The organism is Portibacter marinus (genome assembly GCF_021533195.1).
Classification (GTDB): domain Bacteria; phylum Bacteroidota; class Bacteroidia; order Chitinophagales; family Saprospiraceae; genus Portibacter; species Portibacter marinus.
On sequence record NZ_JAJNKB010000008.1, the window covers coordinates 1 to 26,715 of the forward strand.

The 26,715-nt window shown below is 38.4% G+C and carries 21 protein-coding genes and 1 tRNA gene; 13 read left to right on the forward strand and 9 right to left on the reverse strand.

Features of this window, described 5'->3' with window-relative positions; translation table 11 throughout:
* From L2567_RS21160 to L2567_RS16130, 3 genes are all read right to left on the reverse strand, one after another.
* Positions 1-2,106, reverse strand: a 2,106-nt coding sequence (locus L2567_RS21160) for a PKD domain-containing protein (RefSeq protein ID WP_319942135.1), incomplete at its 3' end; no start/stop codon positions are given.
* A 384-nt stretch (positions 2,107-2,490) separates the two neighbouring features.
* Positions 2,491-3,084 (reverse strand): hypothetical protein, encoded by a 594-nt coding sequence (locus L2567_RS16125; RefSeq protein ID WP_235298839.1) that lies wholly within the window; start codon positions 3,082-3,084, stop codon positions 2,491-2,493.
* Complete coding sequence (locus L2567_RS16130) at positions 3,068-3,616, reverse strand: RNA polymerase sigma factor (RefSeq protein WP_235298840.1); 549 nt, start codon at positions 3,614-3,616, stop codon at positions 3,068-3,070. The genes L2567_RS16125 and L2567_RS16130 overlap by 17 nt, the downstream gene beginning before the upstream one ends.
* A gap of 134 nt (positions 3,617-3,750) precedes the next feature.
* Here L2567_RS16130 and lysA point away from each other — a divergent pair, with 134 nt between their 5' ends.
* The gene (lysA, locus tag L2567_RS16135; protein ID WP_235298841.1) at positions 3,751-4,983 is read left to right on the forward strand and encodes a diaminopimelate decarboxylase; all 1,233 of its coding nucleotides are present in this window, start codon (positions 3,751-3,753) and stop codon (positions 4,981-4,983) included.
* Here lysA and L2567_RS16140 read toward each other — a convergent pair.
* Complete coding sequence (locus tag L2567_RS16140; RefSeq protein ID WP_235298842.1) at positions 4,978-5,952, reverse strand: GNAT family N-acetyltransferase; 975 nt, start codon at positions 5,950-5,952, stop codon at positions 4,978-4,980. The two genes, lysA and L2567_RS16140, sit on opposite strands and share 6 nt — an antisense overlap.
* A 286-nt stretch (positions 5,953-6,238) precedes the next feature.
* The gene (locus L2567_RS16145) at positions 6,239-6,952 is read right to left on the reverse strand and encodes a hypothetical protein (RefSeq protein WP_235298843.1); all 714 of its coding nucleotides are present in this window, start codon (positions 6,950-6,952) and stop codon (positions 6,239-6,241) included.
* A gap of 64 nt (positions 6,953-7,016) precedes the next feature.
* Here L2567_RS16145 and L2567_RS16150 point away from each other — a divergent pair, with 64 nt between their 5' ends.
* From L2567_RS16150 to L2567_RS16190, 9 genes are all read left to right on the forward strand, one after another.
* Entirely contained in the window at positions 7,017-7,955 is a 939-nt protein-coding gene (locus L2567_RS16150) for a UDP-glucuronic acid decarboxylase family protein (RefSeq protein WP_235298844.1), read from the forward strand.
* Positions 7,956-7,965: 10 nt separating this feature from the next.
* Positions 7,966-10,644, forward strand: a complete 2,679-nt coding sequence (locus L2567_RS16155; RefSeq protein WP_235298845.1) for an SLBB domain-containing protein — start codon at positions 7,966-7,968, stop codon at positions 10,642-10,644.
* A 157-nt stretch (positions 10,645-10,801) separates the two neighbouring features.
* Positions 10,802-10,873 (forward strand) — tRNA-Glu (locus L2567_RS16160).
* Positions 10,874-11,125: 252 nt separating this feature from the next.
* The gene (gene gap, locus L2567_RS16165) at positions 11,126-12,115 is read left to right on the forward strand and encodes a type I glyceraldehyde-3-phosphate dehydrogenase (RefSeq protein WP_235298846.1); all 990 of its coding nucleotides are present in this window, start codon (positions 11,126-11,128) and stop codon (positions 12,113-12,115) included.
* Between the two features lie 74 nt (positions 12,116-12,189).
* Positions 12,190-13,395, forward strand: coding sequence for a phosphoglycerate kinase (locus L2567_RS16170; RefSeq protein ID WP_235298847.1), 1,206 nt, complete (start codon positions 12,190-12,192; stop codon positions 13,393-13,395).
* Positions 13,396-13,550: 155 nt separating this feature from the next.
* On the forward strand, positions 13,551-14,588 hold the full coding sequence (locus L2567_RS16175) for a sugar kinase (protein ID WP_235298848.1): 1,038 nt from the start codon (positions 13,551-13,553) through the stop codon (positions 14,586-14,588).
* 11 nt (positions 14,589-14,599) lie between these two features.
* Complete coding sequence (locus tag L2567_RS16180) at positions 14,600-15,271, forward strand: bifunctional 4-hydroxy-2-oxoglutarate aldolase/2-dehydro-3-deoxy-phosphogluconate aldolase (RefSeq protein WP_235298849.1); 672 nt, start codon at positions 14,600-14,602, stop codon at positions 15,269-15,271.
* On the forward strand, positions 15,264-16,916 hold the full coding sequence (locus L2567_RS16185) for a UxaA family hydrolase (protein ID WP_235298850.1): 1,653 nt from the start codon (positions 15,264-15,266) through the stop codon (positions 16,914-16,916). The genes L2567_RS16180 and L2567_RS16185 overlap by 8 nt, the downstream gene beginning before the upstream one ends.
* Positions 16,917-16,981: 65 nt before the next feature.
* Positions 16,982-18,736 carry an aromatic amino acid hydroxylase gene (locus tag L2567_RS16190; RefSeq protein WP_235298851.1) on the forward strand — a complete coding sequence of 585 codons (1,755 nt, stop codon included), beginning with the start codon at positions 16,982-16,984 and terminating at the stop codon, positions 18,734-18,736.
* 302 nt (positions 18,737-19,038) lie between these two features.
* Here L2567_RS16190 and L2567_RS16195 read toward each other — a convergent pair whose 3' ends face one another.
* Positions 19,039-19,896, reverse strand: a complete 858-nt coding sequence (locus L2567_RS16195; protein ID WP_235298852.1) for a fumarylacetoacetate hydrolase family protein — start codon at positions 19,894-19,896, stop codon at positions 19,039-19,041.
* 116 nt (positions 19,897-20,012) lie between these two features.
* Between L2567_RS16195 and L2567_RS16200 the strand changes: the two genes are divergently transcribed.
* Both L2567_RS16200 and L2567_RS16205 read left to right on the forward strand, forming a co-directional pair.
* Entirely contained in the window at positions 20,013-21,605 is a 1,593-nt protein-coding gene (locus L2567_RS16200; protein WP_235298853.1) for a solute:sodium symporter family transporter, read from the forward strand.
* Entirely contained in the window at positions 21,606-21,986 is a 381-nt protein-coding gene (locus tag L2567_RS16205) for a hypothetical protein (RefSeq protein ID WP_235298854.1), read from the forward strand.
* Positions 21,987-22,044: 58 nt separating this feature from the next.
* Here the strand turns inward: L2567_RS16205 and L2567_RS16210 are convergent, their stop codons facing one another.
* Entirely contained in the window at positions 22,045-23,370 is a 1,326-nt protein-coding gene (locus tag L2567_RS16210) for a Gfo/Idh/MocA family oxidoreductase (RefSeq protein ID WP_235298855.1), read from the reverse strand.
* A gap of 102 nt (positions 23,371-23,472) precedes the next feature.
* On the opposite strand from L2567_RS16210, the gene L2567_RS16215 reads away from it, so the two are divergent.
* Positions 23,473-24,837, forward strand: a complete 1,365-nt coding sequence (locus L2567_RS16215; RefSeq protein WP_235298856.1) for a 3-keto-disaccharide hydrolase — start codon at positions 23,473-23,475, stop codon at positions 24,835-24,837.
* Between the two features lie 44 nt (positions 24,838-24,881).
* Here the strand turns inward: L2567_RS16215 and L2567_RS16220 are convergent, their stop codons facing one another.
* Together L2567_RS16220 and ald are read right to left on the reverse strand one after the other, a co-directional pair.
* Complete coding sequence (locus L2567_RS16220) at positions 24,882-25,133, reverse strand: DNA-binding protein (protein ID WP_235298857.1); 252 nt, start codon at positions 25,131-25,133, stop codon at positions 24,882-24,884.
* Between the two features lie 134 nt (positions 25,134-25,267).
* Complete coding sequence (gene ald / locus L2567_RS16225; RefSeq protein WP_235298858.1) at positions 25,268-26,380, reverse strand: alanine dehydrogenase; 1,113 nt, start codon at positions 26,378-26,380, stop codon at positions 25,268-25,270.
* Positions 26,381-26,715: the final 335 nt, after the last annotated feature.

The window sequence follows — 26,715 nt, forward strand, 5'->3', positions numbered from 1 at the left end:
ACACTGATAAGAGACAGGACCAGGCGCTGCTTCGAACTCAGGGTCAGTCGTATCGTTAATGGTAATGATTTGAGTAGCGGTGCCAATATTTAGACAAGCATCGGTATAAGTCCAGGTTCTGGTGATGGTACCTCCACAAGGGCCACCCACCAAAGGACCGTCAACACCAGTTACAGAACCAGTTCCATCACAGTTATCGGTCCAGGTAAGATTACCGGGAGCAGGGACATCGTCCTGACACTGATAAGAGACAGGACCAGGCGCTGCTTCGAACTCAGGGTCAGTCGTATCGTTAATGGTAATGATTTGAATTCTCTCTACTGCATCATTACCACACATATCAGTATAATTCCAGCTTCTCGTAATTGTGCCTCCACAATCTCCTCCACTTTGGGGACTGTCAACGCTTGTTACAGTTCCTGACCCATCGCAATTGTCCGTCCATCCTAGATCGCTAGGTGATGGAACGTCATCTGCACACTGCACTGTAATATTGGAAGGTGCTTGATCCAGCACTGGGAAAATCATATCATCAATAGTAATAACTTGAGTTCTCGTCATTGCTGCATTTCCACACATATCAGTATAATTCCAGGTTCTGGTGATGGTGCCCCCACAGTTTCCTCCACTTTGAGGTCCGTCAATTCCTAGAACTGTGCCAGAGCCATCACAGTTATCTGTCCATCCCAAGCTTGTCATCGGAGGAACGTCATCTGCGCATTCTACGGTAATGTTGGCAGGAGCAGAAGCAAGAACAGGTACCATATTATCTTCAACAGAAATAATCTGATCACACAAATCAATATTTCCATCCTGGTCTTCGGCTTTCCAGGTTCTTGTTATGGTTTTTTCACTTGGACAACTTCCTTCGGTTTCACTGTCGATAAAAGTTATGGTAACTTCTCCACAACCTTCAATAAAAGTTGCTTCACCGGTATTTGAAGGATTTGTAGATTCATCACATTCTATAGTTTTATCAGGTGGACATGAAATGACTGGTGGCAGGCAGCAAGATCCGGTAATATTTAACAGCACTTCTGCAACAGCAGTACATTCGGACGCATCTGTTACTTCTACATAGATGGTAGAACTTGAAGTGATAGAATAAGAGCCTGGATTAGCTATTAAGCTTGAAAGTTGTGAATTACTATAATATGCAAATGAAACCCCTTGTGCATTGCTAATGCTAGGTTCGGCGAGTGTCAAATTAAAGGTTGCTGTTCCATTATTATCTGCACATTGATTAAGAGTGGTATTGTTGACACTTAGCGCACAACATGCTCCGGCATTGACCTCTATAACAATGTCATCTGAGTCTCCTTCATCATCCGTTACGGTTAAAGTTACGTCATAAATTCCTGCTGAAGTGTAAGTGTGCATGGGATCTGGTAGATTCGATGTATTTCCATCGTCAAAAGCCCACAAGTATGAAGTGTAGTTCATCGAACCGCCCACCGTTTCATCCATAAAACTTACTCCTAAACTTACACCATCGGTACAAGCAAAACTGAAATTGGCTACTATAGGAATGGTCACAACGATAGGCTCAGTAGGTTCATTTTGGCACTTTGCTTTTGTAGTTGCGCCACATGCAATGATAAAGTCATTTGGATCTGTAGTTGCAAGATCTGCTACGCAAACAGAATCATTACCTACCGACCATGCCGTGAGGTAGTCACTCAGGAGCACTTCATCGTCACATTGCCAGGTGTAGGTATCAGGTGATGGAGCACATAAAGTGATTAGAGAATTGGCCGGCATATTGTTTGGAAAACAATGCTCGATATTTTCCGTAAAACCTCCGGACTCGAAAGTTCCTGCGACGTAGATTCCCGTTCTTGCGCTACTTGTACTGTTTTGGATATTGACGCAGATAAAGGTTTCCACCGGTCTGTTATCACAGTCCGAACTTGTTAGCATGGTACCATTGATATCCTTCGCTAAAAAAGCACTTTCCAATGTAAAATCATTGGAAGTACAATTGGGCTTGTCATAACAAGGATGTTCAATTGCTTGGCTAAATGTGGGTTGAATTATTAAGAAGGAAAAACAACAGAATAGAATACAATTGAGGATTAGACTCTTAAAGGGTAATAAGACGTTCATTGTCATGTGTTTTAGGCCAAAACACGTTATGACTTAATGCCAACTACAACATTACATTCAAGAACACATAGTAATTAACTATGCTCTTAGTATAACATTGACGATCTGTACGAAATGAAATTATTTGTAAAAGATAATCAGGGGTTAAGATGTTTTAGGTAGTAGGTAACAGGTCATAAGGTTGTTTAGGTTTAGTTTTAGGTAATTAGTGTTTAAAATTTATTTAGGCTACTCCAAATATACTATTAAATTTTGCTAATAGGCAAGGAAGAAATTATTAATTAACATATATGAAATATATGTTAACTATTATATGTTGATTACTAAGTGTATTTAAATTTTCTATCTTGAGTATTGTCAAATTTCTTACATTGGCAAAAGCCCTCAAATGGCCTCCAACTTGCTAAAACTGTAGTGATGGTACTCAGGTAAGAAGCTAGATTCAATCAATTTCAAACCATAGGGTTCAACATTCATTTTTAATGTTTCGCCACCCTCAGCTGTAAAATATAAAGTCTGACCTTCGACAGAAATAAGTTTCATTACAGGAAAGCCGGCATAATCGAATTCTAAAAAATAAGTATATTTTGCTAAAAAAATATTAAAACCTATTTCCCCATCTACTGCCATATATTCTCCACTTAATTCCAAAGTTTCATCTTCCTTCGACACTGCATAAGCATTTCGTATTTCAGAAAAGAAGGCCATGTTAAACAGTCCATTTTCATTGTATTCAATTTCTTCCAATACGAACGATGTGAATTTTTCATTGGAGGCAAACAAATGCGGGTTGTGGTCATCGAGCATATGATCAAAATAACTCACTGCAGCAACCAAGGCGGTAATCATCGCGGCAAAAGATGCAACACGATAAAACCTAAGCTTTCGCATACTAGCTTTTTTATCTAGTTTTTCTTCTAATCTATCCCAAATTCTACGATCAGGATGCTCATCAAACAAATTATACAAATCCTTCATAACGACTACCTAAATCTTTTTTTTTGATAAATTCTCTTAATTTTTTTCTCGCAAGGATCAATTGAGATTTTGAAGTATTGATACTTATTCCCAACAATTCAGCAATCTCTCTATGCTTATAGCCTTCGACAACATACAGATTGAATACAGTTCTATAGCCCTCCGGTAGATCAAGAATCAAACTCTTTATTTCCTCCTCAGCCAATTTGCCAAAAACGATTGGATCTTCAGCATTGTCTATCTGGCTCCATTCCACTACCATATTCAACTTCTTGAATTTGCGAATATGCATGAGGCACTCATTTACCATAATTCGCTTCATCCATCCTTCAAAACTGCCTTCTCCCTTAAATTTTTTGATGTTATCGAATATTTTAAACATCCCTGATAGAAAGACATCTTCGGCATCAGAATCATTTTTAAGGTATCTTCGACAAATGCCAAAAAGTAAAGGGGCATAATGATTATAAAGCTCTTTTTGAGCTTCCCTGTTTCCTTTCTTACAAAGTCTTATGTTCTCGTCTAAATTCAAAATGACTATTTTCCCCTGTACTTACTAAAGATGCAAAATTTCACATAAATGGTGTATGTCTGTTATATTTTAATGATTGTTGGAACTAAGCTTATTAAATTCAATACATTTGTCAACTTACGAAAAATCAGATTATGGAACTGAAGAAAGGAAAGTATTTGCTTAGTGGTGACGTCGACCCATTGGAACTCGCTGAAAATTACGGTCTGCCTTTATATATCTATGACTCGGCAATTATTAAACGTCAAATAGATCGATTCAACAACGCTTTTTCCGTTAAGAAAATGAAATTGAATTATGCATGTAAGGCATTGACCAATATCAATATTTTAAAGTTGATGAAAAAATGGGGGATGGGTCTGGATGCGGTCTCTATACAGGAAGTACGATTAGGTCTTCATGCCGGCTTTAAAGCGAAGGATATACTTTACACTCCAAACTGTGTGGGTTTGCTGGAGCTTTCGGAAGCGGTTAAACTTGGGGTTAAAATCAATATCGATAATCTTTCTATTTTGGAACAATTCGGAGATCATTATCCTGAATATCCGGTATGCATAAGATTGAACCCGCATGTCATGGCTGGAGGTAATTCTAAAATAAGTACGGGTCATATTGATTCAAAGTTTGGAATCTCGATTCACCAACTTCCTCATATACATAGGATTGTTGAAACTTATGGTCTGAAAATTAATGGATTACATATGCATACTGGTAGTGAAATTCTGGATACAGAGGTTTACTTGAAGGTAGCTGATATTTTACTCAACACTGCTGAAGAATTTAAAGATCTTGATTTTATTGATTTCGGTTCTGGATTTAAAGTTTCGTACAAGAATGATGGCATAGAAACAGATATGGAAGATTTGGGAATTCAGCTAAGTCAGAAATTCACCTCCTTTTGTGCTGCATACGGTAAAGACCTGACCCTGGTTTTTGAACCCGGTAAGTTTATCGTTTCTGAAGCGGGTTATTTTTTGACCAGGGTCAATGTGGTTAAGCAGACCACATCAAATGTTTTTGCAGGCGTTGATTCAGGCTTGAATCATCTCATTCGACCAATGTTTTATAATGCTTATCACAAGATTACAAACTTGTCCAATACTGAAGGACGGAAAAGAATATATACGGTCGTAGGTTACATTTGTGAGACAGATACTTTTGGCGTCAATAGAAAAATGAGTGAAATTAGTGAAGGAGATGTACTTTGTTTCCATAATGCTGGTGCCTACTGCTACATGATGTCTTCAAATTACAATTCAAGATTTCGACCAGCTGAAGTTTTAGTTCATGATGGTAAGGCACACTTAATTAGAAAAAGAGAAAAAATGAAAGATCTTTTAAGAGGTCAAGTGGAGTTAAATTTATAGTTTTTTTAGCATAACTATACGGTTGTCATCTCGTCGTATAGGGTTAAATCCGTTTTTTAAGTAAGCTCTTTTGGCTGGACTATCGTTAACTACGAAAACGGATATAGCGTATTCACCCATGTGTTTGAGTCTGGTAAAGAGATGATCCATCAGCATCTGACCTATTCCTCTGCCTCTGTATTCGTAATAGACACCTATCCCCATCTCAGGAATATGATCTTCTACATAACCAAAGCCCTGATTATAATAGGGTAGTTTACGACACCAGATTGCACCGATATCTTTGTCCTCATACCTAGCAATATATCCAATTTCCTTCTTGCTATCCCAATTTTCATAATACCGCACGACATCATTTTCGTCGATTTTGCTGCTTGTAAATAGTTCATTTGAGATGCTAAAAGACCTAACGATCATTTCTCTTAAAAACTCAATATTAGAAGTTCTCAAAGGTCTTATAGTAATGTTCTTCAGTGGAAACCTCCTGATAAAAACTATATCTCTATGCTCGAATGAAGTGCCTTGATCCTTTATCACGTACTGAATGGACCTATTGATTACATATGGAACAAAGCCAAATTTGGTGTAAAACTTTATCCCTCTTTCATTTTGCTCATAACTTGTTAATACGACGTTTTCAAAGCTATGCTTGATATTGCTCAGAAAGTATTCCAAGAGCTCCTTTGCAATGCCCATCCCTCTATGTTCTTTTCTGACAGCCATGTAACTAATCTTTATAGATCTGCCTACCTCAGTAAATTTATTTGTTCGCTGTGCAAAAATGGCCCCTGAAAGTCTTTTTTCGGTAAAATGAAATAAGGAGAAATCTTTATAATCGGAAAAATTTGAATCTATTCTGTTCATTATTCTTACCGCTTTAGCTGTGTCCACGTATTGAATCTCCATAAGTATTTCTTGGATGGCAGTACGATGATTTTCAAAATCGTGCTTTGTGAGGGCTTCGATCATTTTTAAGCGGTATTTAATATAAATTTAATGATTCTATTAGTCATCATATAGATTACTTTTAGAATGGAGGATTCGAAAGCATAAAGCTGTAAAAAAATCATCCCTAAAATTCATACTAATAACTGAAGATCTTCAAGCCTTTTCATTCATATATTAATTTTTGATTCCTAGCTGAAAAAGCTCTCCATTAAAAAATGAAGTCAAATCAATATGATATGGGAGGAGGACTCCACACAATTGCTACGAAAACTTAAAATTAAAGGATTTGGAAGACCTTTTCTTTAAGTTAATAATATATTGTTTCTGTGGTTCCAAACTTGATAAGAGGAAGGAGGTAAGTAAGTTTTATGCCATAATACAAATCTAAACGCCTTTGTGAGTTTTGCAGATTTAACATAAATCGATGCTCCTTAGTGAAAAATTGACCGAACTGTATTCCGATAAGAAAAGCTGCTCTTTCAATATTATACTGGAATTGAACATTTTCTTCAATACCCACACCACTTACGAATCGATCGTAAAATTGTCCTGAAGTGCTGACTACTTGCGGAACCGATTGCGAGTCATCTACAATCTTAATCCAATGTGTGATGTAGCTACTTCCGATTCCAAGCCTCACATTTTGCTTAAAGGCCGTTATTAGATAATCAAATCCAACACCTATATCGAAGCCTCGCTTTCTTCCAAACACATCAGCATAAAAGCCATTGGCACCCAAAACAAATCCCTCATTGGTTCTAATACTGGAAAATACGTCTTCTTTAACATTTTGATTAATCCTTATTCCACCTTTTGCATAAAAAGCGTATTGATAGTGCCATAAGTATTCAATTTTAAATTCAAACTTAGAATTTAACCCAAATCTTTGAGCCAGGTCTGCACCTGGTTTTTCCAACAAATATGAAGATTGTAAATTAAGCAAAGAGCCTTGGCTTTCTTGTCCGTGAACAACCGAAGAGACAATGAGTATCGTAAATAAATAAAGAAGTCTTTTGTACATTAAGAGCAAATGTAGACATTGCCGATAATATTTTATATTTGCGATTTAAAATTTGAAGCCTTCAATGAAAAAAGTTTTAATAACCGGAGCCGCCGGATTTCTTGGCTCACATCTTTGTGACAAATTTTTAGAAGAAGGCTATCACGTGATCGGGATGGATAATTTACTAACAGGATCCATGAAAAACATCGAGCATCTCTTTCCAAAGAAGCATTTCGAATATTACCATCATGATGTATCTAAATTTGTACATGTTTCAGGGGAACTTGATTATATTTTACACTTTGCTTCTCCAGCCAGTCCGATTGATTATTTAAAAATGCCAATACAGACTCTTAAAGTCGGGTCTTTAGGTACTCATAATCTATTAGGTTTAGCAAAAGCTAAAAATGCCAGAATATTGGTGGCTTCCACCTCTGAAGTTTATGGGGATCCACTGGAGCATCCGCAAACTGAAGAATATTGGGGTAATGTAAATCCCATAGGGCCACGGGGAGTCTATGATGAAGCGAAGCGCTTTCAGGAAGCAATAACCATGGCCTATCATAACTTTCATGGATTGGAGACTCGTATTGTCAGGATTTTTAATACGTACGGTCCAAGAATGAGGGTAGATGATGGCAGGGCGTTGCCAGCATTTTTTTCTCAGGCACTGAGAAATGAAGATATCACCGTCTTTGGCGACGGGGAACAAACCAGATCTTTTTGTTATGTTTCGGATTTAGTAGATGGTATCTACAAATTGCTTTTAAGTGATTACCATTTGCCAGTGAATATTGGAAATCCTGTTGAAATCACCATTAAAGAAATTGCTGAAGAGGTATTAAGATTTGTCCCTGAGAGCACTTCAAAAATAATTCATGTAGCACTTCCAAAAGATGACCCTAAAATGCGTCGACCAGATATAACGAAAGCCCAGAAAATACTAGGATGGAGTCCAGTTGTTGATCGTAGACAAGGGTTAGGCATTACGTTTGATTACTTTAAAGAAGTGCTGAGTTAAAATTTAGAAAATGAGACTATATTATATTTTGCTTCTTTTTTTATTTGTCAATATGATTTATGGTCAGAATGTACCGGTGACTCAATCTGAGGTCAGAGCTGAGTTACAAAGAAGAGGAATTGCAGAGCAAGATCTGTTGGACGAATTAAATGCAAGAGGTATAGATATCCAAGACTTCGAAAATCTCACACCAGCTCAAATTGTCGAAATTGAGCAAATTGTGAATGAACTTGAAGCTCAAAGAGCGAACTCTGCTGACACTCCTAATCAGACTCTTGAAGGTTCAGACGAGATGATCAATAAAGAGGAGTTTCTAGAAGCTCCGACCCAAAGAGACGCTGAAGGCATGAATGAGGAGGTTAAGCGAGTCGTAGAAAATAAAGTGGATTCTACTGAGAAGATACCAAATATCTATGGTCATGCTTTTTTTAAGAATAGAGATCTCAGTGTTTTTGAAACCTCCACCGAAGTTAAAGCTCCTGAAAACTATATACTTGGAGCAGGTGATAAAATAGTAATCTCCATTTTTGGAATTAGTAGGGCAGAATTTGCTCATGAAATCGATAGTGATGGTTACATTGTTGTTAATAATCGGAGAATTTTTCTCAAAGGATTGACATTAGGAGCCGCTAAGAGAAAATTGTATGAGACACTTTCTCGATTTTATAGGTTTGGCGAGGGAGAGTTCGATGTATCTATAAGTTATTCGAGAACCATCAATATTAATATTCAAGGAGAAGTGATGAATCCCGGGGGATATACACTTTCTGCTATAAATAATGTGTTTAACGGATTGGTTGCTGCAGGAGGACCGACTGAAATCGGGAGTTTAAGAGATGTACTTCTGATAAAAAAGGGCGGTGCTATCATTAATTTAGATTTCTATTCCTATCTGCAAAACCCTAATAATATCACCGATTCATCATTGGAGCAAGGTGATGTCATTGTCGTGCCTGTCGCTCGAAAAATAGTGCAAATAAGAGGAGGTGTGAGAAGACCAATGCGTTATGAATTAAAGGAAAATGAGAACTTCTCAGATTTGCTGGTTTTAGCGGGTGGCTATACCAGCAATGCCAACAGACAATTGATACAAGTTTCCAGATCAGTTGAAAACGGTAGGCGATTACTAGACATACGGGGTCAACAAATTGCTGGTTATGAATTGCAGGATGGCGATGTGGTTACCATAAGAAAGGTTGAAAACGAACTTGATAACTATGTAGAAATAAAAGGGGCTGTGATTAATGTTGGGGAATATGAAAGAACTGATGATTTACTACTTGGTGATTTAATTAATATCGCAATTTTACAACCGGGAGCCAGAAAAGATGTAGCGTTTATCAGGAGAACAGAGGACAATGGAAGAATCATTTACCTCAAAGTTAACCTGCAAGAGGGCCAATCGGATTTACAAATTCCATTGCAGAACAGAGATGCAGTGACTGTATTTAGTGAATCTACTTTCAATGACAATCAGCAATTTCAAGTAAGTGGTGCAGTTAGAAATCCTGGATCATTCAATTTAGCACTGGGACAGTCTATTACAATTGCAGATGCAATCGAATTGGCTGGTGGACTAAGAAGAGATGCCTCGACAGTTGGGATAATCCATACTAAAGATCCCCTTAATCCAAAATTAAAACACTATACCAGGATTGACCTGAACGATATCTTAGCAGATGAATCAACTAATTTTTTGACAGCGTTAGATTCTTTAGAAATTTTTTCTGAATCACTATTTAGTGAAAGGTCCAGTGTTAACATTAGTGGTGCAGTAAATAACCCAGGCGAATTTCAATATGGCGTTGGAATGACACTGGCAGATGTCCTGACTATGTCCGGAGGATTTATGCTAGGAGCGGCTACCAATCATGTAGAAATTTCCAGACTTGTGATAGAAAACAATGAGCCTACAAAAACTCTTGTTGCTAATTTAACAATTAATAGGGATCTGGAAGAAGGTGATGAAAATTTAGCATTTGAATTAATGCCTTACGATGAAATTATGGTCAGATTTGTTCCCGATTTCGAATTGCAGAAAATCGTTACTTTAGAAGGTGAAGTGCGATTTCCGGGAGAATATAGTTTGATAAAAGACAATGAAACTGTACGAGAATTGATCATTAGGGCAGGGGGAATAACTTCAGAGGCGTTTCCTACGGGAGCCAAATTATTCAGAACCGAAAATAATACTGGTGTGGTCGTTATTAAACTAGACGATGTATTAGAAATGGGATCTTCAAGATTTAATTTTAAGTTAAGAGATGGCGATCGTATTGAAATTCCGAAGTCTAAGGAATTTGTTAGTATAGTGGGGGCAACAAATGCATCTAAACTTTATAACAAAGAAATTTTGGGTGGTCAGAATCAACTCAATGTACCATATCATAAAGGAAAAGATGCCAGATTTTATATTGAAAACTATGCGGGTGGCATTTCAGATAGTGGAAGTCCAAATGAAATCTATGTTGAGGATGCTAACGGAGAGATTACCAGAACTAAGAACTATCTGATTTATAAGAATTACCCTGATGTTGAGATGGGATCAAAAATTGTTGTGGGAAACAAACCTGTTAAAACGCAAGAAGAAAAAGATAGGGAAGATGTGGATTGGTCAAGAGTTCTGGCTGATTCAGTGGGTCAGGCGGTTTCTATTTTAAGCTTAATCCTACTGATAGAAAGGATTTGAGTTGGTTTCTAAAAAAAGTATAACAAAAAAATATAATTCATTTTTTTATTTTTAGAAAGATTATATATTTGCACTGCTTTTGAAGAAAAGCCTTGAAATTGTTCATCTGATGACTTACCGGGCAGCTGAAAATCTTTACTTAATAGTATAGATTTTTGGCCCCTTCGTCTATCGGTTAGGACGCCAGGTTTTCATCCTGGAAAGAGGGGTTCGATTCCCCTAGGGGCTACTTTAGAAGATTGGGTTACAGACCGCTGGTGTGTAACCCTTTTTAATTTAGCACCGCTGGTATTCTATTATAAAATCTCCATTCGTACAATTCGTGAAACACCTGCTAATATTCTTCATTTAATGACCTGCTGATATATTAATTTCGATATTATCCTGCCGTATAAAATTAAGATTATATGGTCTTTCTTTTAATTATAAAAAATTAAATTTGTCATCTTATCAATTAATTCTTGACATTTAATTAAATATTATGAGTAAAAAGGTTGCGATCAATGGTTTCGGTAGAATAGGAAGGCTTACTTTCAGAAACTTATTGAAAAATGAAAATATTGAAGTCGTTGCAATAAACGACCTTACAGATAATCATACACTAGCACATTTGTTAAAATATGATAGTGCTCAAGGTCCATTTGAGGGAACTGTTGAAGCGACAGATGATGCCCTTATTGTCAATTGTAAAGAAATTAAAGCCATGGCAGAAAGAAATCCAGCCGAGCTACCCTGGAAGGAACTAGAAGTTGATGTGGTCTTAGAATGCACAGGGATATTCAGAACAAAAGAAAAGGCTGGATTACACCTGGATGCTGGAGCTGGAAAAGTTGTAATTTCTGCCCCTGCTAAAGGACCCGGCTTTAAGTCGATCGTCCTGGGTGTAAATGATCATGAATTGACCGACGACGATAAATTGATTTCCAATGCTTCATGTACCACCAATTGTTTAGCACCAGTTGCTAAAATTGTCGTAGATAATTGGGGCTTTGTGCAAGGTTCATTAACCACAACCCATGCCTATACTTCTGATCAAAATATACAGGATGCGCCACATAGTGATCTGAGAAGAGCCAGGGCAGCGGCTTTTAACATCGTCCCAACTTCAACCGGTGCGGCTTCTGCAGTAGGTAAAGTCGTTCCACAAGTACAAGGGAAAATGTTTGCAATGGCCTTGAGGGTCCCGGTTGTAACAGGGTCTTTAATTGAGCTTAACTTTATTGCAGAAAAAGAAACTTCAATAGAAGAAGTGAATTCAGTCTTTAAAGCACAAGCAGAAGGACCGATGAAAGGTATATTAGAATATTGTGAAGATCCTATAGTTTCATCTGACATCGTTAGGAATACGCATTCTTCTATTTTTGACTCAGGTTTAACTGACGTTCAAGGTAAAATGGTTAAAATCGTTAGTTGGTATGATAACGAAGCTGGGTATTCTGCAAGGTTAGCAGATATCACTGCAAAAGTATAAGATAAAATACTAAAGACCTGAACTGGATCAATCCTTTTCAGGTCTTTTTATATCTAATCACAAAATAATAACAGATGTTAGCTTTAGACTTCAGTAAGCAGAAAGTGCTGGTTAGAGTTGATTTTAATGTTCCGTTAAATGATAAAAATCAAATCACTGATGATACCAGAATACAAAAATCCCTTCCCACCCTTAAATATATTTTGGATCATGGAGGAGCACTGATTCTCATGAGTCATTTAGGTCGACCACTAAAGTCTAAGAAAGAAGACGGAAGCATCGACGTTGATAAATTCACATTAAAGCATTTATTGACTCATCTGGAAGAGTCATTAGGTGTTCATGTACACTTCGCAAAAGATACGGTAGGAAGTGAAGCTTCGCAAAAGGCCAAGAATTTGGAACCAGGTGAAGTATTGTTGATAGAAAATACCAGGTTTCAGCCGGAAGAAGAAAAAGGTGATGAAGATTTTGCCAGGAAATTGTCATCCCTTGCAGACATATTTATCAATGACGCCTTTGGCACAGCTCACAGAGCACATGCTTCAACCACTACTGTTGCGCAATTTTTTGATAAAGAACACAAGGGCTTCGGGTTTCTTATGAATTCAGAGATTGAAAATGCAACTAAATTGTTGCAAAATCCTGATCATCCGGTCACAGCCATAATTGGTGGAGCAAAAGTGTCTGATAAAATTCAGTTGATAGAAAAAATCACTGAATTTGCCGACCACATATTGATCGGAGGTGGTATGAGTTATACTTTTTTAAAAGCTAAGGGTGGATCTATAGGAAAGTCTTTATTTGAAGAAGATTACATCGATTTGGCAAGTGAGCTATTGGAGAAGTGCCAAGAAAAGAATGTCAATCTAATGCTTCCTAGAGATTCTAAAATAGCTAATGATTTCAGCAATGATGCGAATACTAAGACTGTCGATAGTATGAATATTCCGCATGACTGGATGGGATTGGATATAGGCCCAGATGCAATAGATGATTATAGGAAGATAATTTTGGAATCCAAAACGATACTTTGGAACGGTCCGGTTGGAGTTTTTGAAATGGAAAATTTTAGTAAAGGAACATTTGCAATTGCCCAGGCCGTAGCCGATTCGACAAGTGAAGGTGCATTTTCATTGATAGGAGGTGGAGACTCAGTATCAGCCATTAACAAATCTGGACTGTCCGAAAAGGTGAGCTTTATTTCTACTGGTGGGGGAGCCATGCTGGAATTTTTAGAAGGTAAAGAACTTCCAGGTATTAAAGCCATTCGAGACTAAGTAATCCACTGCAGGTAGAATAAAATACAAGAACGGTAGTACGATAGTCTGATTTTATAGTCAAATGTTTAATAAATATGGACTTTTGATTAAGTTGACATGACCAAAATCTAATTGAAGATTTATATTGTGATCACTAAACGAAAAGATATCAGATGAAAAATGTAGTGACATTTGGAGAAATCATGCTCAGACTTACACCACCTGGATGGAAAAGATTTTCACAAGCATCCGAGTTTGATGTAGTGTATGGTGGCGGTGAAAGTAACGTTGCTGTTTCATTAGCTAATTATGGCATTCCCACTCAATTTGTAACCAGATTACCTAATAATGACATCGGCGATTGTGCTCTAATGGAAATGCGAAAGAGAGGAGTGGGTACCGATCATGTTTTGAGAGGAGGAGAAAGATTGGGGATTTATTTTCTAGAAATGGGAGCAGTTAGCAGAGGCAGTAAGGTGGTATACGATAGAGCGCACTCTGCGATGTCATCTATTGAGCCAGGTATGGTAAACTGGGAAAAGGTTTTTCGAGATGCATCTTGGTTCCATTGGACTGGAATCACACCAGCTATCTCACAAGGAGCTGCTGAGGCCTGCCTCGAAGCCATTAGGATGGCTAACAAAATGGGTGTGATGGTATCCACTGACCTGAATTACAGAAAGAATTTGTGGAACTACGGTAAAGCCCCTGATCAAGTGATGCCAGATCTTGTAGAAGGTTGCGATGTTATCCTTGGAAACGAAGAAGATGCTGAAAAACATTTTGATATACATCCAGAAGGAGTAGATGTGACTCATGGCGACACTGTAGATGCTAAGGCATATATATCAGTCTGTAGGCAGCTCATGGAAAAGTTTCCCAGATGTAAGAAAGTGATCGTCACATTAAGAGGCTCGATCAGTGCATCCCATAACTCCTGGTCTGGTGTACTCTACAATGGTGAAGAACTCTTAGAGACAAATACTTATCAAGTCACGCATATAGTTGATAGAGTAGGAGGAGGAGATAGTTTTATGGGTGGCCTGATTTACGGTCTTTTAAATTATAGAAATGACGACCAAAAGGCTCTGGATTTTGCTGTAGCGGCTTCATGCCTCAAGCATACCATTTATGGAGATGCAAATCTTGTAACCGTAGATGAGGTCGAAAAATTAATGGGTGGGGATGCTTCAGGTAGGGTAGCAAGATAAATAAAATAGATATGGCTAGATTTACAAGATTACAGGTAGTGGCGATGATGGAAGATCAGGGAATGGTACCACTATATTATCACCCTGATGTTGAATTAGGTAAGGGCATACTTAAAGCTCTATATGAAGGTGGTGCCCGTTTAATAGAGTTTACCAATCGTGGTGATTTTGCTCATGAAGTTTTTGGAGCTCTAAATAAATACTGCGAAGAGCATTTGCCGGATATGGTTATGGGTGTAGGTTCCATTACAGATGCTGGTGCTGCTTCTTTGTATATGCAACTGGGGGCCAATTTCGTTGTTACCCCTGTTTTGAGAGAAGATATTGCATATGCCTGTAATCGAAAGAAAGTGCTCTGGTCTCCCGGTTGTGGAAGCCTATCAGAAATTTGCAGGGCAGAAGAATTAGGTTGCGAAATCGTTAAACTATTTCCTGGGTCCACCTACGGACCAGAATTCGTGAAGGCGATTAAAGGACCTCAACCTTGGACTTCAGTGATGCCAACTGGAGGTGTATCCCCGGACGAAGAAAATCTACGTGGCTGGTTTGATGCAGGGGTAACATGCGTTGGAATGGGCTCAAAATTAATTAGTTCCAAGGTGCTAGAAACCAAGGATTTTGAGGGATTAAGGATAAAGGTAAAGGAAACGTTGTCTTTAATCAAGACCATTCAAAATGAGTAAAATTGTTCTCCAAATTCATGACAGCGATAATGTACTGGTTGCTATTCGTGACTTGAAAAAAGGAGAGAAAGTCACCTTCGATGATTTAGAAATTGAAATTTTCGAGTTTGTTCCAGCAAAGCATAAGTTCGCTATTAAACATATCAGACCTGGAGATTATGTGTATATGTATGGCGTGATTGTTGGTAAAGCAACCATGTTCATTCCTAAAGGTGGCAGGATAAAGATTGAAAATACTGAACATGCAACAGCGGAGGTTGATTTGAATCGATCTGATTTCAATTGGGAAAAGCCAGATATCAGAAAGTATACCGATATAAAGTTTCAAGGTTATGAAAGAGCAAATGGAAAAGTGGGTACCAGAAATTTTTGGCTGATCGTCCCACTGGTATTTTGCGAAAATAGAAACGTTGATCACATAGAGGCTATTCTATCCGAAAAGTTGGGGTACTCTAATCCGACGACTTCCACGTATGATATCGACCAACTGATCGTAGCTTATCGCTCCGGTGCCACCTCCGAAGAAATTCTAAATAAATCGATTTACACCCCAATTGATAGTCATCAAAAAAATCAGATCTTTTCAAATGTAGATGGCATTAGATTTTTAAAGCATGAAGGTGGATGTGGTGGAACCAGAGAAGATGCAGACCTGCTTTGTCAATTACTTGCCAGGTATATCGAACATCCAAATGTAGCGGGTGCTACTGTTATGAGCCTGGGTTGTCAAAATGCACAAATATCTCTATTAAAAAGTCACCTTGAAAGTTCAGGTTCTGCTGATAATAAACCAGTCTATTTCTTGGAGCAACAAGGTAGTTCGAGTGAAATTTCATTTATCGAAGATGCTGTAAAGTATACTTTTGTGGGTTTAATGGAGGCCAATCAGCACCATCGAAAGCCTTTCGGATTAGAACACTTAAATATCGGCTTAGAATGTGGTGGATCAGATGGATTTTCTGGTATTTCGGCTAATCCCACACTCGGTCATCTCTCTGATATGATTGTAGCCTTAGGTGGAACAGCGATTTTAGCTGAATTTCCAGAATTAAACGGAGTAGAACAACAACTGATAAACAGATGCAGAGATATAACATTGGCTAGAAAATTTTCAGCTTTGATGGAGGAATATAAAATAAAAGCTGAATCTGTTGGATCTTCATTTAAACATAACCCCTCTCCGGGAAATATCAAAGATGGTCTTATAACTGATGCAATGAAATCTGCAGGTGCAGCGAGAAAGGGGGGTACATCACCGATCGAGGGTGTATTGGATTATGGAGAAGCAACAGTCAGAAACGGACTTCATTTACTTAGGACTCCTGGAAATGATGTCGAAAGTACAACAGGATTAGCAGGTGCCGGAGCTAATATTATTCTATTTACAACAGGATTAGGAACACCTACTGGAAATCCGATCACTCCAGTCATCAAGATTTCATCTCATAATGAATTAGCAAAACGCATGTCTGACATCATTGATTTCAACGCCGGACCTATTATTAATGGGAACATTTGTATTGAATCAATGGCCAGTGAACTTTTAGATTTAGTTATTGAAGTTGCAAGTGGAAAAAAGGAAACGCACAGTATTAGGCTGGGGCAGAATGACTTTATTCCCTGGAAAAGGGGAGTGAGTCTGTAATTGTTTTGAAAATGTGGTATTTTTATCTCATATGTTCTATATTTGTTATTATATAAAGAACAATCATGGAATCAATACCCTCTAATCCTATTTTAGATAGACTTCCTGCCCATCTTAAGCAATATATTATTCCGCAAAACTATTCAGAATATACATCTATAAATCAGGCAGTATGGAGATATGTGATGAGAAAGAACATTACTTTTTTAAGTAAAGTTGCTCACCACACCTATGTAGATGGTCTGAAAAAGACAGGAGTATCCATAGAGGAAATTCCTGATATGTATGGAATGAATAGAATATTAAAAGATATTGGCTGGGCAGCAGCAGCGGTCGATGGATTCATTCCACCATCTGCCTTCATGGAATTTCAGGCCTATAATGTGCTGGTCATCGCTGTAGATATACGCACATTAGAAAATATAGAATACACACATGCGCCTGATATTATTCACGAAGCAGCAGGTCATGCACCGATAATTGCAAATCCTGAGTATGCAGAATACCTTCGTCGTCTGGGAGAGATTGGAAGTAAGGCCATTTCTTCGAAGCATGACTGGGAAGTTTATCATGCGGTTAGAAAGCTCAGTCAACTAAAGGAGGTAGAAGAACCGGACATGGAGGCTATAAAAGCGGCCCAGGAAGAAGTAGATAGATTGCAGGCTCTACGCGTACCTCCCTCTGAGATGTCTAAAATTAGAAATCTCCAATGGTGGACAGTGGAATATGGTTTGATCGGAACTACTGAAAAGTATAAGATATACGGAGCAGGCTTACTTTCTTCAATAGGTGAAAGTGAGTGGTGTTTGAAGCCTGAGGTGAAAAAGATTCCATACACCATCGATGCAGCTGATCAGGAATTTGATATTACACGTCCACAGCCTCAGCTCTTTGTTACACCAAATTTTTCACATTTAAGCAAAGTGCTTGAAGAGTTTGCCAATAAGTTATCACTACGCAAGGGCGGACTTGCTGGTTTGAAGAAGCTTGTTGAATCTGAAAGTCTGGGTACCATTGAACTAAGTACCGGACTGCAAGTTTCAGGCGTTTTCACCAACTATGAGGAATACGAAGGCCAGGTTGCCTTAATTAAAACTATGGGTCCAACTGCACTAGCTTATAGGGAGAAAGAGCTTATTGGTCATTCAACTCTGCACTACACCGAAGGTTTTATTTCACCTATTGGCAAATTAAAGAGTATTAATCTAGCCATCGAGGACATGTCGCCTGTAGATTTGGAAGCCTATGGAATATACGAGGGGAAAGTTGTGAGCTTAGAGTATGAAGGCGGTATTGTAGTCAAGGGTAGAGTAATTACAGGTACCAGAAATTTGCAAGGCAAGATCTTATTGATCACCCTTGAGAATGGGAATCTGACTCTAAATGGTAAACAACTGTACACCTTCCAAGATGATATTTTTCATATGGCTATAGGTAAGAAGATTATTTCTGCTTTTGCAGGACCGGCGGACCATCAGTCATTTAGCCTGCTGGATCATCAACTTTCACCATCTACGAAATCAAAGAATAAGTCGTCAGTTGTCAGGTTAAAGGAAGAAGCTTATCAATCTGTTAGAGACTTTCGGCAAAATGGAAGCGTCAAAAGTGATCTCATCGATGACTACCTTCAGGAATATGACTCAGAGTGGTTGTTATTGTTAGAAATTTTGGAATTGTTGCTCATGAATAAAGATGCTACGAGAGTGATATTAACCAAGGAAAAGTTACAATCCCTATCTATTCGAAAGCCATCTATAAAGCATTTGATACAAAGCGGAATAGAGATGGTTGAAATGAAAAAAGAGCATCCCGCACACTAAACGAGATACTCTAAATTTTAGGTTATAAGGTTTATCTTTAGTTAACCAAGGTGTTTTAATATACGCTTGATCCCATATAGTTAAACTGACTATATAACCTTAAAGGTGTTTGATGCAAATGTACTTAATAATTTTATTTCATTCACAAAATAAACAGCGCCTAAATGACATATAAAAACTTTTTACGAGGATTAATTATGTCTTTTCGAGTATTTCTGTACTTTTTTGGTGTAAGTTTTAAAATTCTACAATAATAGTTATCATAGTAAAACCTATACTTCATTATTTGTAAGTAAAAGGGCTCAATCGCTATAAGCTATGACCTTTTGCTTTGAAGAACCTAATCCATTTATTCCTAACTCGACTACATCTCCTGATTTTAAATAGCGAGGTGGCTTTAAGCCCATTCCCACTCCGGCTGGAGTTCCTGTCGAGATGATATCCCCTGGAAGCAGGGACATATATTTACTTATGTATGCTATCAAATAGGGAATGTTGAAAATAAGATCAGAGGTGGAAGATTCCTGCATTCTTTTGCCATTCACATCCAGCCACATTTTCAGATTATGTGGATCTGTAATTTCGTCTTTTGTCACGAGGAATGGACCTGATGGTGCAAAACTATCTGAGCTCTTACCTTTAAGCCACTGACCGCCATGTTCTAACTGAAAAGCCCTCTCACTATAGTCATTATGTAGTAAATAGCCTGCTACATTTTGCATCGCATTCAGAGGAGTCGCGTACTTTGTTTTCTTAGCAATGACCACTGCCAGCTCTACTTCCCAATCTGTCTTTACAGAAGCTTTTGGCAATTCGAGAGGATCATTGGGTCCGCAAATCGCAGAAGTTGCTTTGTAAAAAAGGATGGGTTCTTTAGGTATTTTCATCCCACTTTCTATAGCATGTTCCCTGTAATTCAATCCCACGCAAATAATTTTGCTTGGACGCTTCAATGGTGGACCTAATCTCAGAGAAGACATGACTCTAGGGCACGAATTTTTATGAATTGCAAACCAACTCTTTAGTCTGTTGACTCCTTCACTTTCAAAAAAATTTTCGTCGTAATCTTCACCAAATCCACTAACATCATAGCGAATTCCACCTTCGTCCTCAATACCAGGTTTCTCAAAACCCACTTCCCCAAATCGTAGTAGTTTCATAAAATTTTTAATAGTAAAATAAAAGTATCCTCTGAAATTTAATGATTAAGATCAACAATAATCTGGTAATTCTAGAAATATCACTATTATGCAACGATTTAAATTTGAATGAGAAAATGGGTTTAATTTCCTTTCTAGCGTTTACTTTATTGGTAGCTGGTGTTGCGTATTTTTCAACAAGAAGTACCGATGAGCATACTTCAGATGGTTATTTTTTAGGTGGTAGAAGTTTGACAGCTGGTGTGATTGCCGGATCTTTATTATTGACCAATTTGTCAACTGAGCAATTGGTAGGTTTGAATGGTCAGGCTTATCAACAAGGTATTCTGGTCATGGCCTGGGAAACCATGGCAGCCATTGCCATTGTGATAACAGCGCTATACCTTCTTCCGCGATATTTGAAACAGGGATTAACCACTGTTCCCCAATTTTTAGAAAAAAGGTTTGACACCGTGACCAAGACCATCACTTCCGGTCTTTTTCTATCCGGTTACGTGGTTGTATTACTTCCCATTGTATTATACTCTGGCGCGGTTGCCTTCACGGCAATGTTTGAACTACCTACTCTTTTGGGAGTATCAGAAACTGCCTCTATTTGGATTTGCGTATGGGGAATAGGAATAGTAGGCTCCGTGTATGCAATTTTTGGAGGATTGAAGGCCGTTGCGGTTTCAGACACCATCAACGCCATTGGACTACTGATAGGTGGATTGATGATTCCGGTATTTGGTTTAATGTATATTGGTGATGGAAGTATGCTCGCTGGTCTCAATGAGCTTGTAGCTGAAAATCCTGCTAAGTTTGATAGTACAGGAAGTGAAGATTCATTTGTGCCGTTCAGTACTTTATTTACAGGAATGATGTTAATCAATCTATTTTACTGGGGAACTAATCAGGCCATCATTCAAAGGGCTTTAGGTGCTAAGAATTTGGTAGAAGGTCAGAAAGGCTTGATGCTTGCAGCATTTATTAAAATTTTAGGACCAATAATCGTTGTACTTCCCGGGATCATAGCATTCCAAATTTTCGGAGGTGATCTCGAAACCCCAGATAGTGCGTATGGTCGATTAGTTAGCGAAGTATTACCGAAGCCGTTAGTAGGATTCTTCGCCGCTGTTATTTTTGGAGCAATCTTGTCTTCTTTTAACAGTGCTCTTAATAGTTCTGTAACGTTGTTCGGGATCGATATTTATAAAGAACACTTTAATAAAGAAGCGTCTGAGAGGCAGGTGGTGAAGGCAGGTAAGCTTTTCGGTGTTGTACTGGCTTTGCTTGCCATGTTTATTGCGCCGTCTATCGCTGGGGCGGGTTCATCGCTTTTTGATTATTTACAGGAAGCCAATGGGATCTATACCATCCCCATTTTTACAATTATTGTAGTGGGTTATATGACCAAGCGTGTTCCGGCAATTGCTGCCAAGATTGGGATCATCTTAGGATCAGTGGTTTATGCGATATTAACATTTGTGGTCAAGCCTATGGTATTGGAAAACGGGGGGACTTACCCGCATTTCATCCATGTACTTGCTATGTTGTTTGTGTTCAATGTCTTGCTCATGCTACTGATTGGAAAGCTTCGACCCAGAAAAATACCCTATGCTATCGAGTATACAGGTCAGGTGGATATAAAAACTTGGAAGTATGCTGTACCGGTGGGCATTGCCATATGTGCTTTAGTTGTAGTGATTTATATAATTTTTGCAAAGTAGATGGAAGATAGAATAGATAAAATCAGACTTATACGCCCTGATCTGGATATTGAATATGATCCTGTTTCGGCGTCCGTAGCTTTAGTTTTTCAAAATGAAGTACTACGACCTATCTTGAAACTACAAAATGCGTTGATAATGAGTATATTTATTGATCATTGCTTGAAGAAAATGATTAATCTTGGACAGCTGGACAGTAAACAACTTGAGAAAAAAGTCCGAAATATCATGTCAAAGGAACAAAGACTTAAAAATCAGCTGATAGGAATGATTATCGGAATGATGACTGTAGAAGAGCACAAATACTATCTTTTAAATACAAAAGCTGTAAACAAAAGGATGATCTCGATGATAAGAGAACGTATTTTGTCACAGCTTTAGCACTTTGCTATTTAAACGTAGAAGCACCTCCTATTTCTATCAGCTTGTCAGTGTTTGATTATACTTTAGGTGGTTCCCATCCTTTTTCATACGTTCTCGACCAGTGTTCATCCATGACTCTTGGATCTTTGAAATGGCCCGTTGTCTGATCTATATCAATGGCTCTATTTTGCAACTTATAGGAAATATTAGCATAATGACACAGGTTCGTACTAATTGCTCCTTCTTCAATATTGGAATTCTGCTTGGCCGTCCCTTTTACCGCATCCAGGAAGTTCCGGACATGTAAATCCGTAGTGTCACCTCCACCACCAAGAGCCACCCCTCCTTCTTCACCACCTTTTCTCTCTTTGACGAGCTTTCCGCCTCGATCATACATTTCGTATTTGCCTCTATCAACCATTACAGTTCCCTCTGTTCCATAAATGATGGTTCCTCTACCACCTCCATAGGTATTGTATCCATTTCTGGACTTTCCATCCCAGTTAATGACCTTATCGTCCTCAAATTCAAAGGTGGCATACATGGTATCATACATCGTCCAGGGATCATCCTTGTAGTGTTGTTTTGCTGCGTCTACATATGCAAGCTTGGGATATGTCACATCTAATGCCCACCTGGCAATGTCCAATTCATGCGTGGCATTATTGCCGGTTTCCCCTGTGCCATATGTCCAGTACCAATGCCAATTGTAGTCTCCCACGATATTGATAAATTCTTGACGTGGTGCGGGACCTTGAAACAAATCCCAATCAAGATAGTCTGGAACAGGAACCACTGAGGCATCTGGCACTCGGCCCCTGGTGTTAGAATAAAAGGCAACAGCCTTATATGCCTTACCAATGGCACCATTGTGTATTTCTTTAATGATTTCAATTGTTTCAGGTGCTGACCTTTGCTGGTTTCCCATTTGAACCACTTTTCCGTATTTCTTTTGAAGTTGAATGAGCAATTCACTTTCATGTGGATTGTGACTGGCTGGTTTCTCAACATAAACGTTTTTACCGGCATCAAGCGCCATCCAGGTTCCGGGTGCATGCCAGTGGTCTGGTATAGCTAAAAATACAGCATCGATCTCCTGATCATCCAAGATCTTTCTGATGTCCTTTTCACCCTTAGTAGGATAACCGGCATCCTTTAGCACCTTCGCCATTCCATCAGCTTGTCTCCTAGAATCCACATCACACACATATTTAATATGGACATCCTTCATTCTAGACAATGGACCCTGCAGTCCACCGAAACGTCTATAACATCCAATGATTGCAACATTTGACTTTTCATTTGCTCCCATAATATTGGAATAAGACTTCGCAGGCAAACCTAAACTTACACCTGCTCCTGCCAATGCTGAGGCCTTTATGAAATTTCTTCTTTTGATCATTTCTTCTTATTTATATTCTTAAATAGCGCCTAATAATAAGGAATAATTAATACATTGGCGTTCTGTAACCCAATTTTTAATTGTCTGAAATTAATTGAATCTATGCGAAACGGTTTTGTCATTGTTTTCTGTCTTTTGGTCTTTCTATTATCCGCTCAGGAATGGAAAAATCTTCTTGAGGACAATCTCTCTAATATGGAAAAGCTTAATGGTACTGCGGAATATGAGTATGAGGATGGTGTATTAATCGGTATTGCTAAAGCCGGTACGCCTAACACTTTTATGGCGACAAAGAATGAATTCAGTGATTTTATCTTAGAATTTGATGTGTTGATTGATAATGGTATGAACTCAGGGGTACAGTTTCGCAGTCTCAGTAAAGATGAATACTTTGATGGAAGGGTTCATGGTTATCAGGTAGAAATAGAGACATCATTGCGTAAATGGGCTGGAGGTATTTTTGATGAAGCACGGCGAGGATGGCTGTATCCATTAACCAGATCAGATAAGTCAGCTGATGCATTTCGTCCAGGTGAATGGAATCATATCCGTTTGGAGGCCGTCGGACCCTATATCCAAACCTGGGTTAATGGTATTCAATGTGCACGACTAGTAGATAATATGACTCCTAAAGGATTTATTGCCTTTCAAGTACATAGCATTGGAGACGCAAAACATGCTGGAAAAAAGGTTCGATGGAAAAATATTAGAATTCTGACTGAAGATCTTGAAGAGCACCTTATGAAACCAGATCCTTCTATAGCTCAGATAAGTTACCTGCATAACGAATTAACGCCATATGAAATAAATCATGGCTGGAGGTTATTGTGGGATGGTGAAACAACAGAAGGTTGGCGTGGAGCAAAATTAGATGAATTTCCTGAAAAGGGTTGGAAAATGGAAGATGGGATTTTGACGGTACTTTCTTCCGGAGGTGCAGAGTCAGCTAACGGTGGAGATATCGTTACAATTAAAGAATATAGTGACTTCGAGCTTGAATTGGATTTCAAAATTTCAAAAGGTGCCAATAGTGGCATTAAGTACTTTGTAGATCCTGAACTCAATAAAGGAGAAGGATCAGCCATAGGCCTGGAGTTTCAGATACTGGATGATGAGAATCATCCGGACGCTAAAGAGGGCAAGAATGGTAATAGAACGGTAGGTTCATTGTATGATTTGATTAGAGCAGATAATTATTCGGAAGCCAATCGAGGATCAAAACGATTTAACGGCGGAGATCAATGGAATAGAGCAAGAATATTGGTCAAAGATGGCCAAGTGGAACATTGGTTAAATGGTATCAAAGTCGTGTCCTTCGATAGGCATTCACAACTGTTCAAGGCATTGGTAGAAAAGAGTAAATACGAAAACTGGGAAAACTTTGGCAGAATCCCTAGTGGACATCTACTCCTACAAGATCATGGAGATGAAGTAAGTTTTAAGAATATAAAAGTCAGAGAATTCTGAATAAAAAAGGCCCGAAACGTTCGGGCCTTTTTTATTATTTAAACTTAACTTTCTCCTCTTTTAATCATGGTTCGTGCAAGATCAAGAATTTTTGTGTCTTGTAGCACTACAAATCCACCATTGGGACCTGGCTGAATATGCTTTCCAGCAATATTAGTATCGTCCTGATATTTCTTAGCTCCAAAGTAATTTCTAACGGTCTGTTCCTCTACATTTAATTCAGAAGCAATTTTGTGAATGCTTCCTGTAGGTAAATTGTGTTTAATTCTTCGTAATTCTTCGAACGTTATGTGCATAGCCTCTAAGCTTTTGGTTAATGAAAAAAGTTAACACTTAAATTTAAGTAATTAACTGCAATTCCACATAGTTACGTATCGAAAAAATCTTAAATTATTTCTAAGACCAAATAATTATTTGCAGAAGACCCTATTTACAAAACTTCATCAACCGGAGTGTAGGACATATCAAAAGCTTCAGCTACCGCCTTGTATACCACTTTTCCATTTACCACATTAAGTCCTTCTTTTAGACCCTCGTGTTCATTGCAAGCTTTTTTCCACCCTTTATCTGCTAATTGAATGGCAAATGGCAGCGTGGCATTGGTTAAGGCTACAGTAGAAGTATAGGGAACTGCACCAGGCATATTGGCTACACAATAGTGGACAATATCATCTATGACAAATGTCGGATCAGCATGTGTAGTAGGCCTACAGGTTTCAATACAGCCTCCTTGATCAACTGCTACATCTACCAGTACTGCACCAGGTTTCATATCTTTCAACATGTCTCGTGTAATGAGATTTGGTGCTTTGGCACCTGGTATTAAAACCGCTCCGATGATTAAATCATGGCTTTTAACCAAATGTCTGATATTGTACTCATTTGAATAAAGTGTGGTCACATTTGCTGGCAAAATATCTGCGAGATATCTTAATCTGTCCAAATTTATGTCTAAAATGGTAACTTTGGCTCCTAAGCCAGAGGCCATTTTTGCAGCTTGTGTACCTACAACACCTCCACCCAAAATCAAAACATGCGCCGGTTGAACTCCTGGCACTCCACCTAGTAATATTCCACGGCCTTTATGAGGCATTTCCAGGTAGGAGGCACCTGCCTGAACTGACATTCTTCCTGCCACCTCAGACATGGGAACAAGTAGAGGCAAAGCACCAGTTCGATCTTTCACCGTTTCATAAGCCAAACAAACGCTCCCTGACTCAATCATTGCAGTGGTCAAGGGTTCATGCGAAGCGAAATGAAAATAAGTAAAGATCAGTTGATCTTTCCTGATGAGATCGTACTCTTTTTCTATGGGTTCCTTTACTTTAATAATCATTTCAGCAACCGCGTACACATCTTCGATAGTAGGAACGATCTCACATCCTTGCTGCTCATATATTGCATCAGGTAGCCCACTATTCAAACCGGCATCATGCTGAACAATCACTTTATGTCCTCTGTTAACTAATTCCAGTGCTCCACCTGGTGTCAAAGAAACTCGATTTTCATTATTTTTAATCTCCTTAGGTACTCCTATAATCATTTGCTTAAATTTTCGGCGAAGATAGGAAAAAGTTGCATCGGAAATAAAAAAACCCGTGGTGACTAGACACGGGTATAACTCAATTTTTCTGTAAACTCATTTCGAGACAAAACTATTGTCATTCGATATCAATATGAATTGCAAGGACTGTGCCAATATATGATAGAAATAGCTAATATGTACAAGGCTGAAAATGGTTGACGTATATTTTAGGTGATGATTACGAACATAACAGAAAGGAAAAGGCAAAAAAAAAGCTCGTGGCTTTCCACGAGCATAAACGAATTTTACAATTAATAACCAAAACTTACACAATTCAAATATAATACATATTA

What these genes read in the sequence shown, in the direction of transcription:
- L2567_RS16145 (WP_235298843.1), bottom strand. Translation starts at nt 6,952, where the DNA reads ATGTACAAAAGACTTCTTTATTTATTTACGATACTCATTGTCTCTTCG.
- L2567_RS16220 (WP_235298857.1), bottom strand. Translation starts at nt 25,133, where the DNA reads ATGCACATAACGTTCGAAGAATTACGAAGAATTAAACACAATTTACCT.
- L2567_RS16180 (WP_235298849.1), top strand. Translation starts at nt 14,600, where the DNA reads ATGGCTAGATTTACAAGATTACAGGTAGTGGCGATGATGGAAGATCAG.
- L2567_RS16215 (WP_235298856.1), top strand. Translation starts at nt 23,473, where the DNA reads ATGCGAAACGGTTTTGTCATTGTTTTCTGTCTTTTGGTCTTTCTATTA.
- L2567_RS16150 (WP_235298844.1), top strand. Translation starts at nt 7,017, where the DNA reads ATGAAAAAAGTTTTAATAACCGGAGCCGCCGGATTTCTTGGCTCACAT.
- L2567_RS16190 (WP_235298851.1), top strand. Translation starts at nt 16,982, where the DNA reads ATGGAATCAATACCCTCTAATCCTATTTTAGATAGACTTCCTGCCCAT.
- gap (WP_235298846.1), top strand. Translation starts at nt 11,126, where the DNA reads ATGAGTAAAAAGGTTGCGATCAATGGTTTCGGTAGAATAGGAAGGCTT.
- lysA (WP_235298841.1), top strand. Translation starts at nt 3,751, where the DNA reads ATGGAACTGAAGAAAGGAAAGTATTTGCTTAGTGGTGACGTCGACCCA.
- L2567_RS16210 (WP_235298855.1), bottom strand. Translation starts at nt 23,370, where the DNA reads ATGATCAAAAGAAGAAATTTCATAAAGGCCTCAGCATTGGCAGGAGCA.
- L2567_RS16205 (WP_235298854.1), top strand. Translation starts at nt 21,606, where the DNA reads ATGGAAGATAGAATAGATAAAATCAGACTTATACGCCCTGATCTGGAT.
- L2567_RS16125 (WP_235298839.1), bottom strand. Translation starts at nt 3,084, where the DNA reads ATGAAGGATTTGTATAATTTGTTTGATGAGCATCCTGATCGTAGAATT.
- ald (WP_235298858.1), bottom strand. Translation starts at nt 26,380, where the DNA reads ATGATTATAGGAGTACCTAAGGAGATTAAAAATAATGAAAATCGAGTT.
- L2567_RS16140 (WP_235298842.1), bottom strand. Translation starts at nt 5,952, where the DNA reads ATGATCGAAGCCCTCACAAAGCACGATTTTGAAAATCATCGTACTGCC.
- L2567_RS16170 (WP_235298847.1), top strand. Translation starts at nt 12,190, where the DNA reads ATGTTAGCTTTAGACTTCAGTAAGCAGAAAGTGCTGGTTAGAGTTGAT.
- L2567_RS16200 (WP_235298853.1), top strand. Translation starts at nt 20,013, where the DNA reads ATGGGTTTAATTTCCTTTCTAGCGTTTACTTTATTGGTAGCTGGTGTT.
- L2567_RS16185 (WP_235298850.1), top strand. Translation starts at nt 15,264, where the DNA reads ATGAGTAAAATTGTTCTCCAAATTCATGACAGCGATAATGTACTGGTT.
- L2567_RS16195 (WP_235298852.1), bottom strand. Translation starts at nt 19,896, where the DNA reads ATGAAACTACTACGATTTGGGGAAGTGGGTTTTGAGAAACCTGGTATT.
- L2567_RS16155 (WP_235298845.1), top strand. Translation starts at nt 7,966, where the DNA reads ATGAGACTATATTATATTTTGCTTCTTTTTTTATTTGTCAATATGATT.
- L2567_RS16175 (WP_235298848.1), top strand. Translation starts at nt 13,551, where the DNA reads ATGAAAAATGTAGTGACATTTGGAGAAATCATGCTCAGACTTACACCA.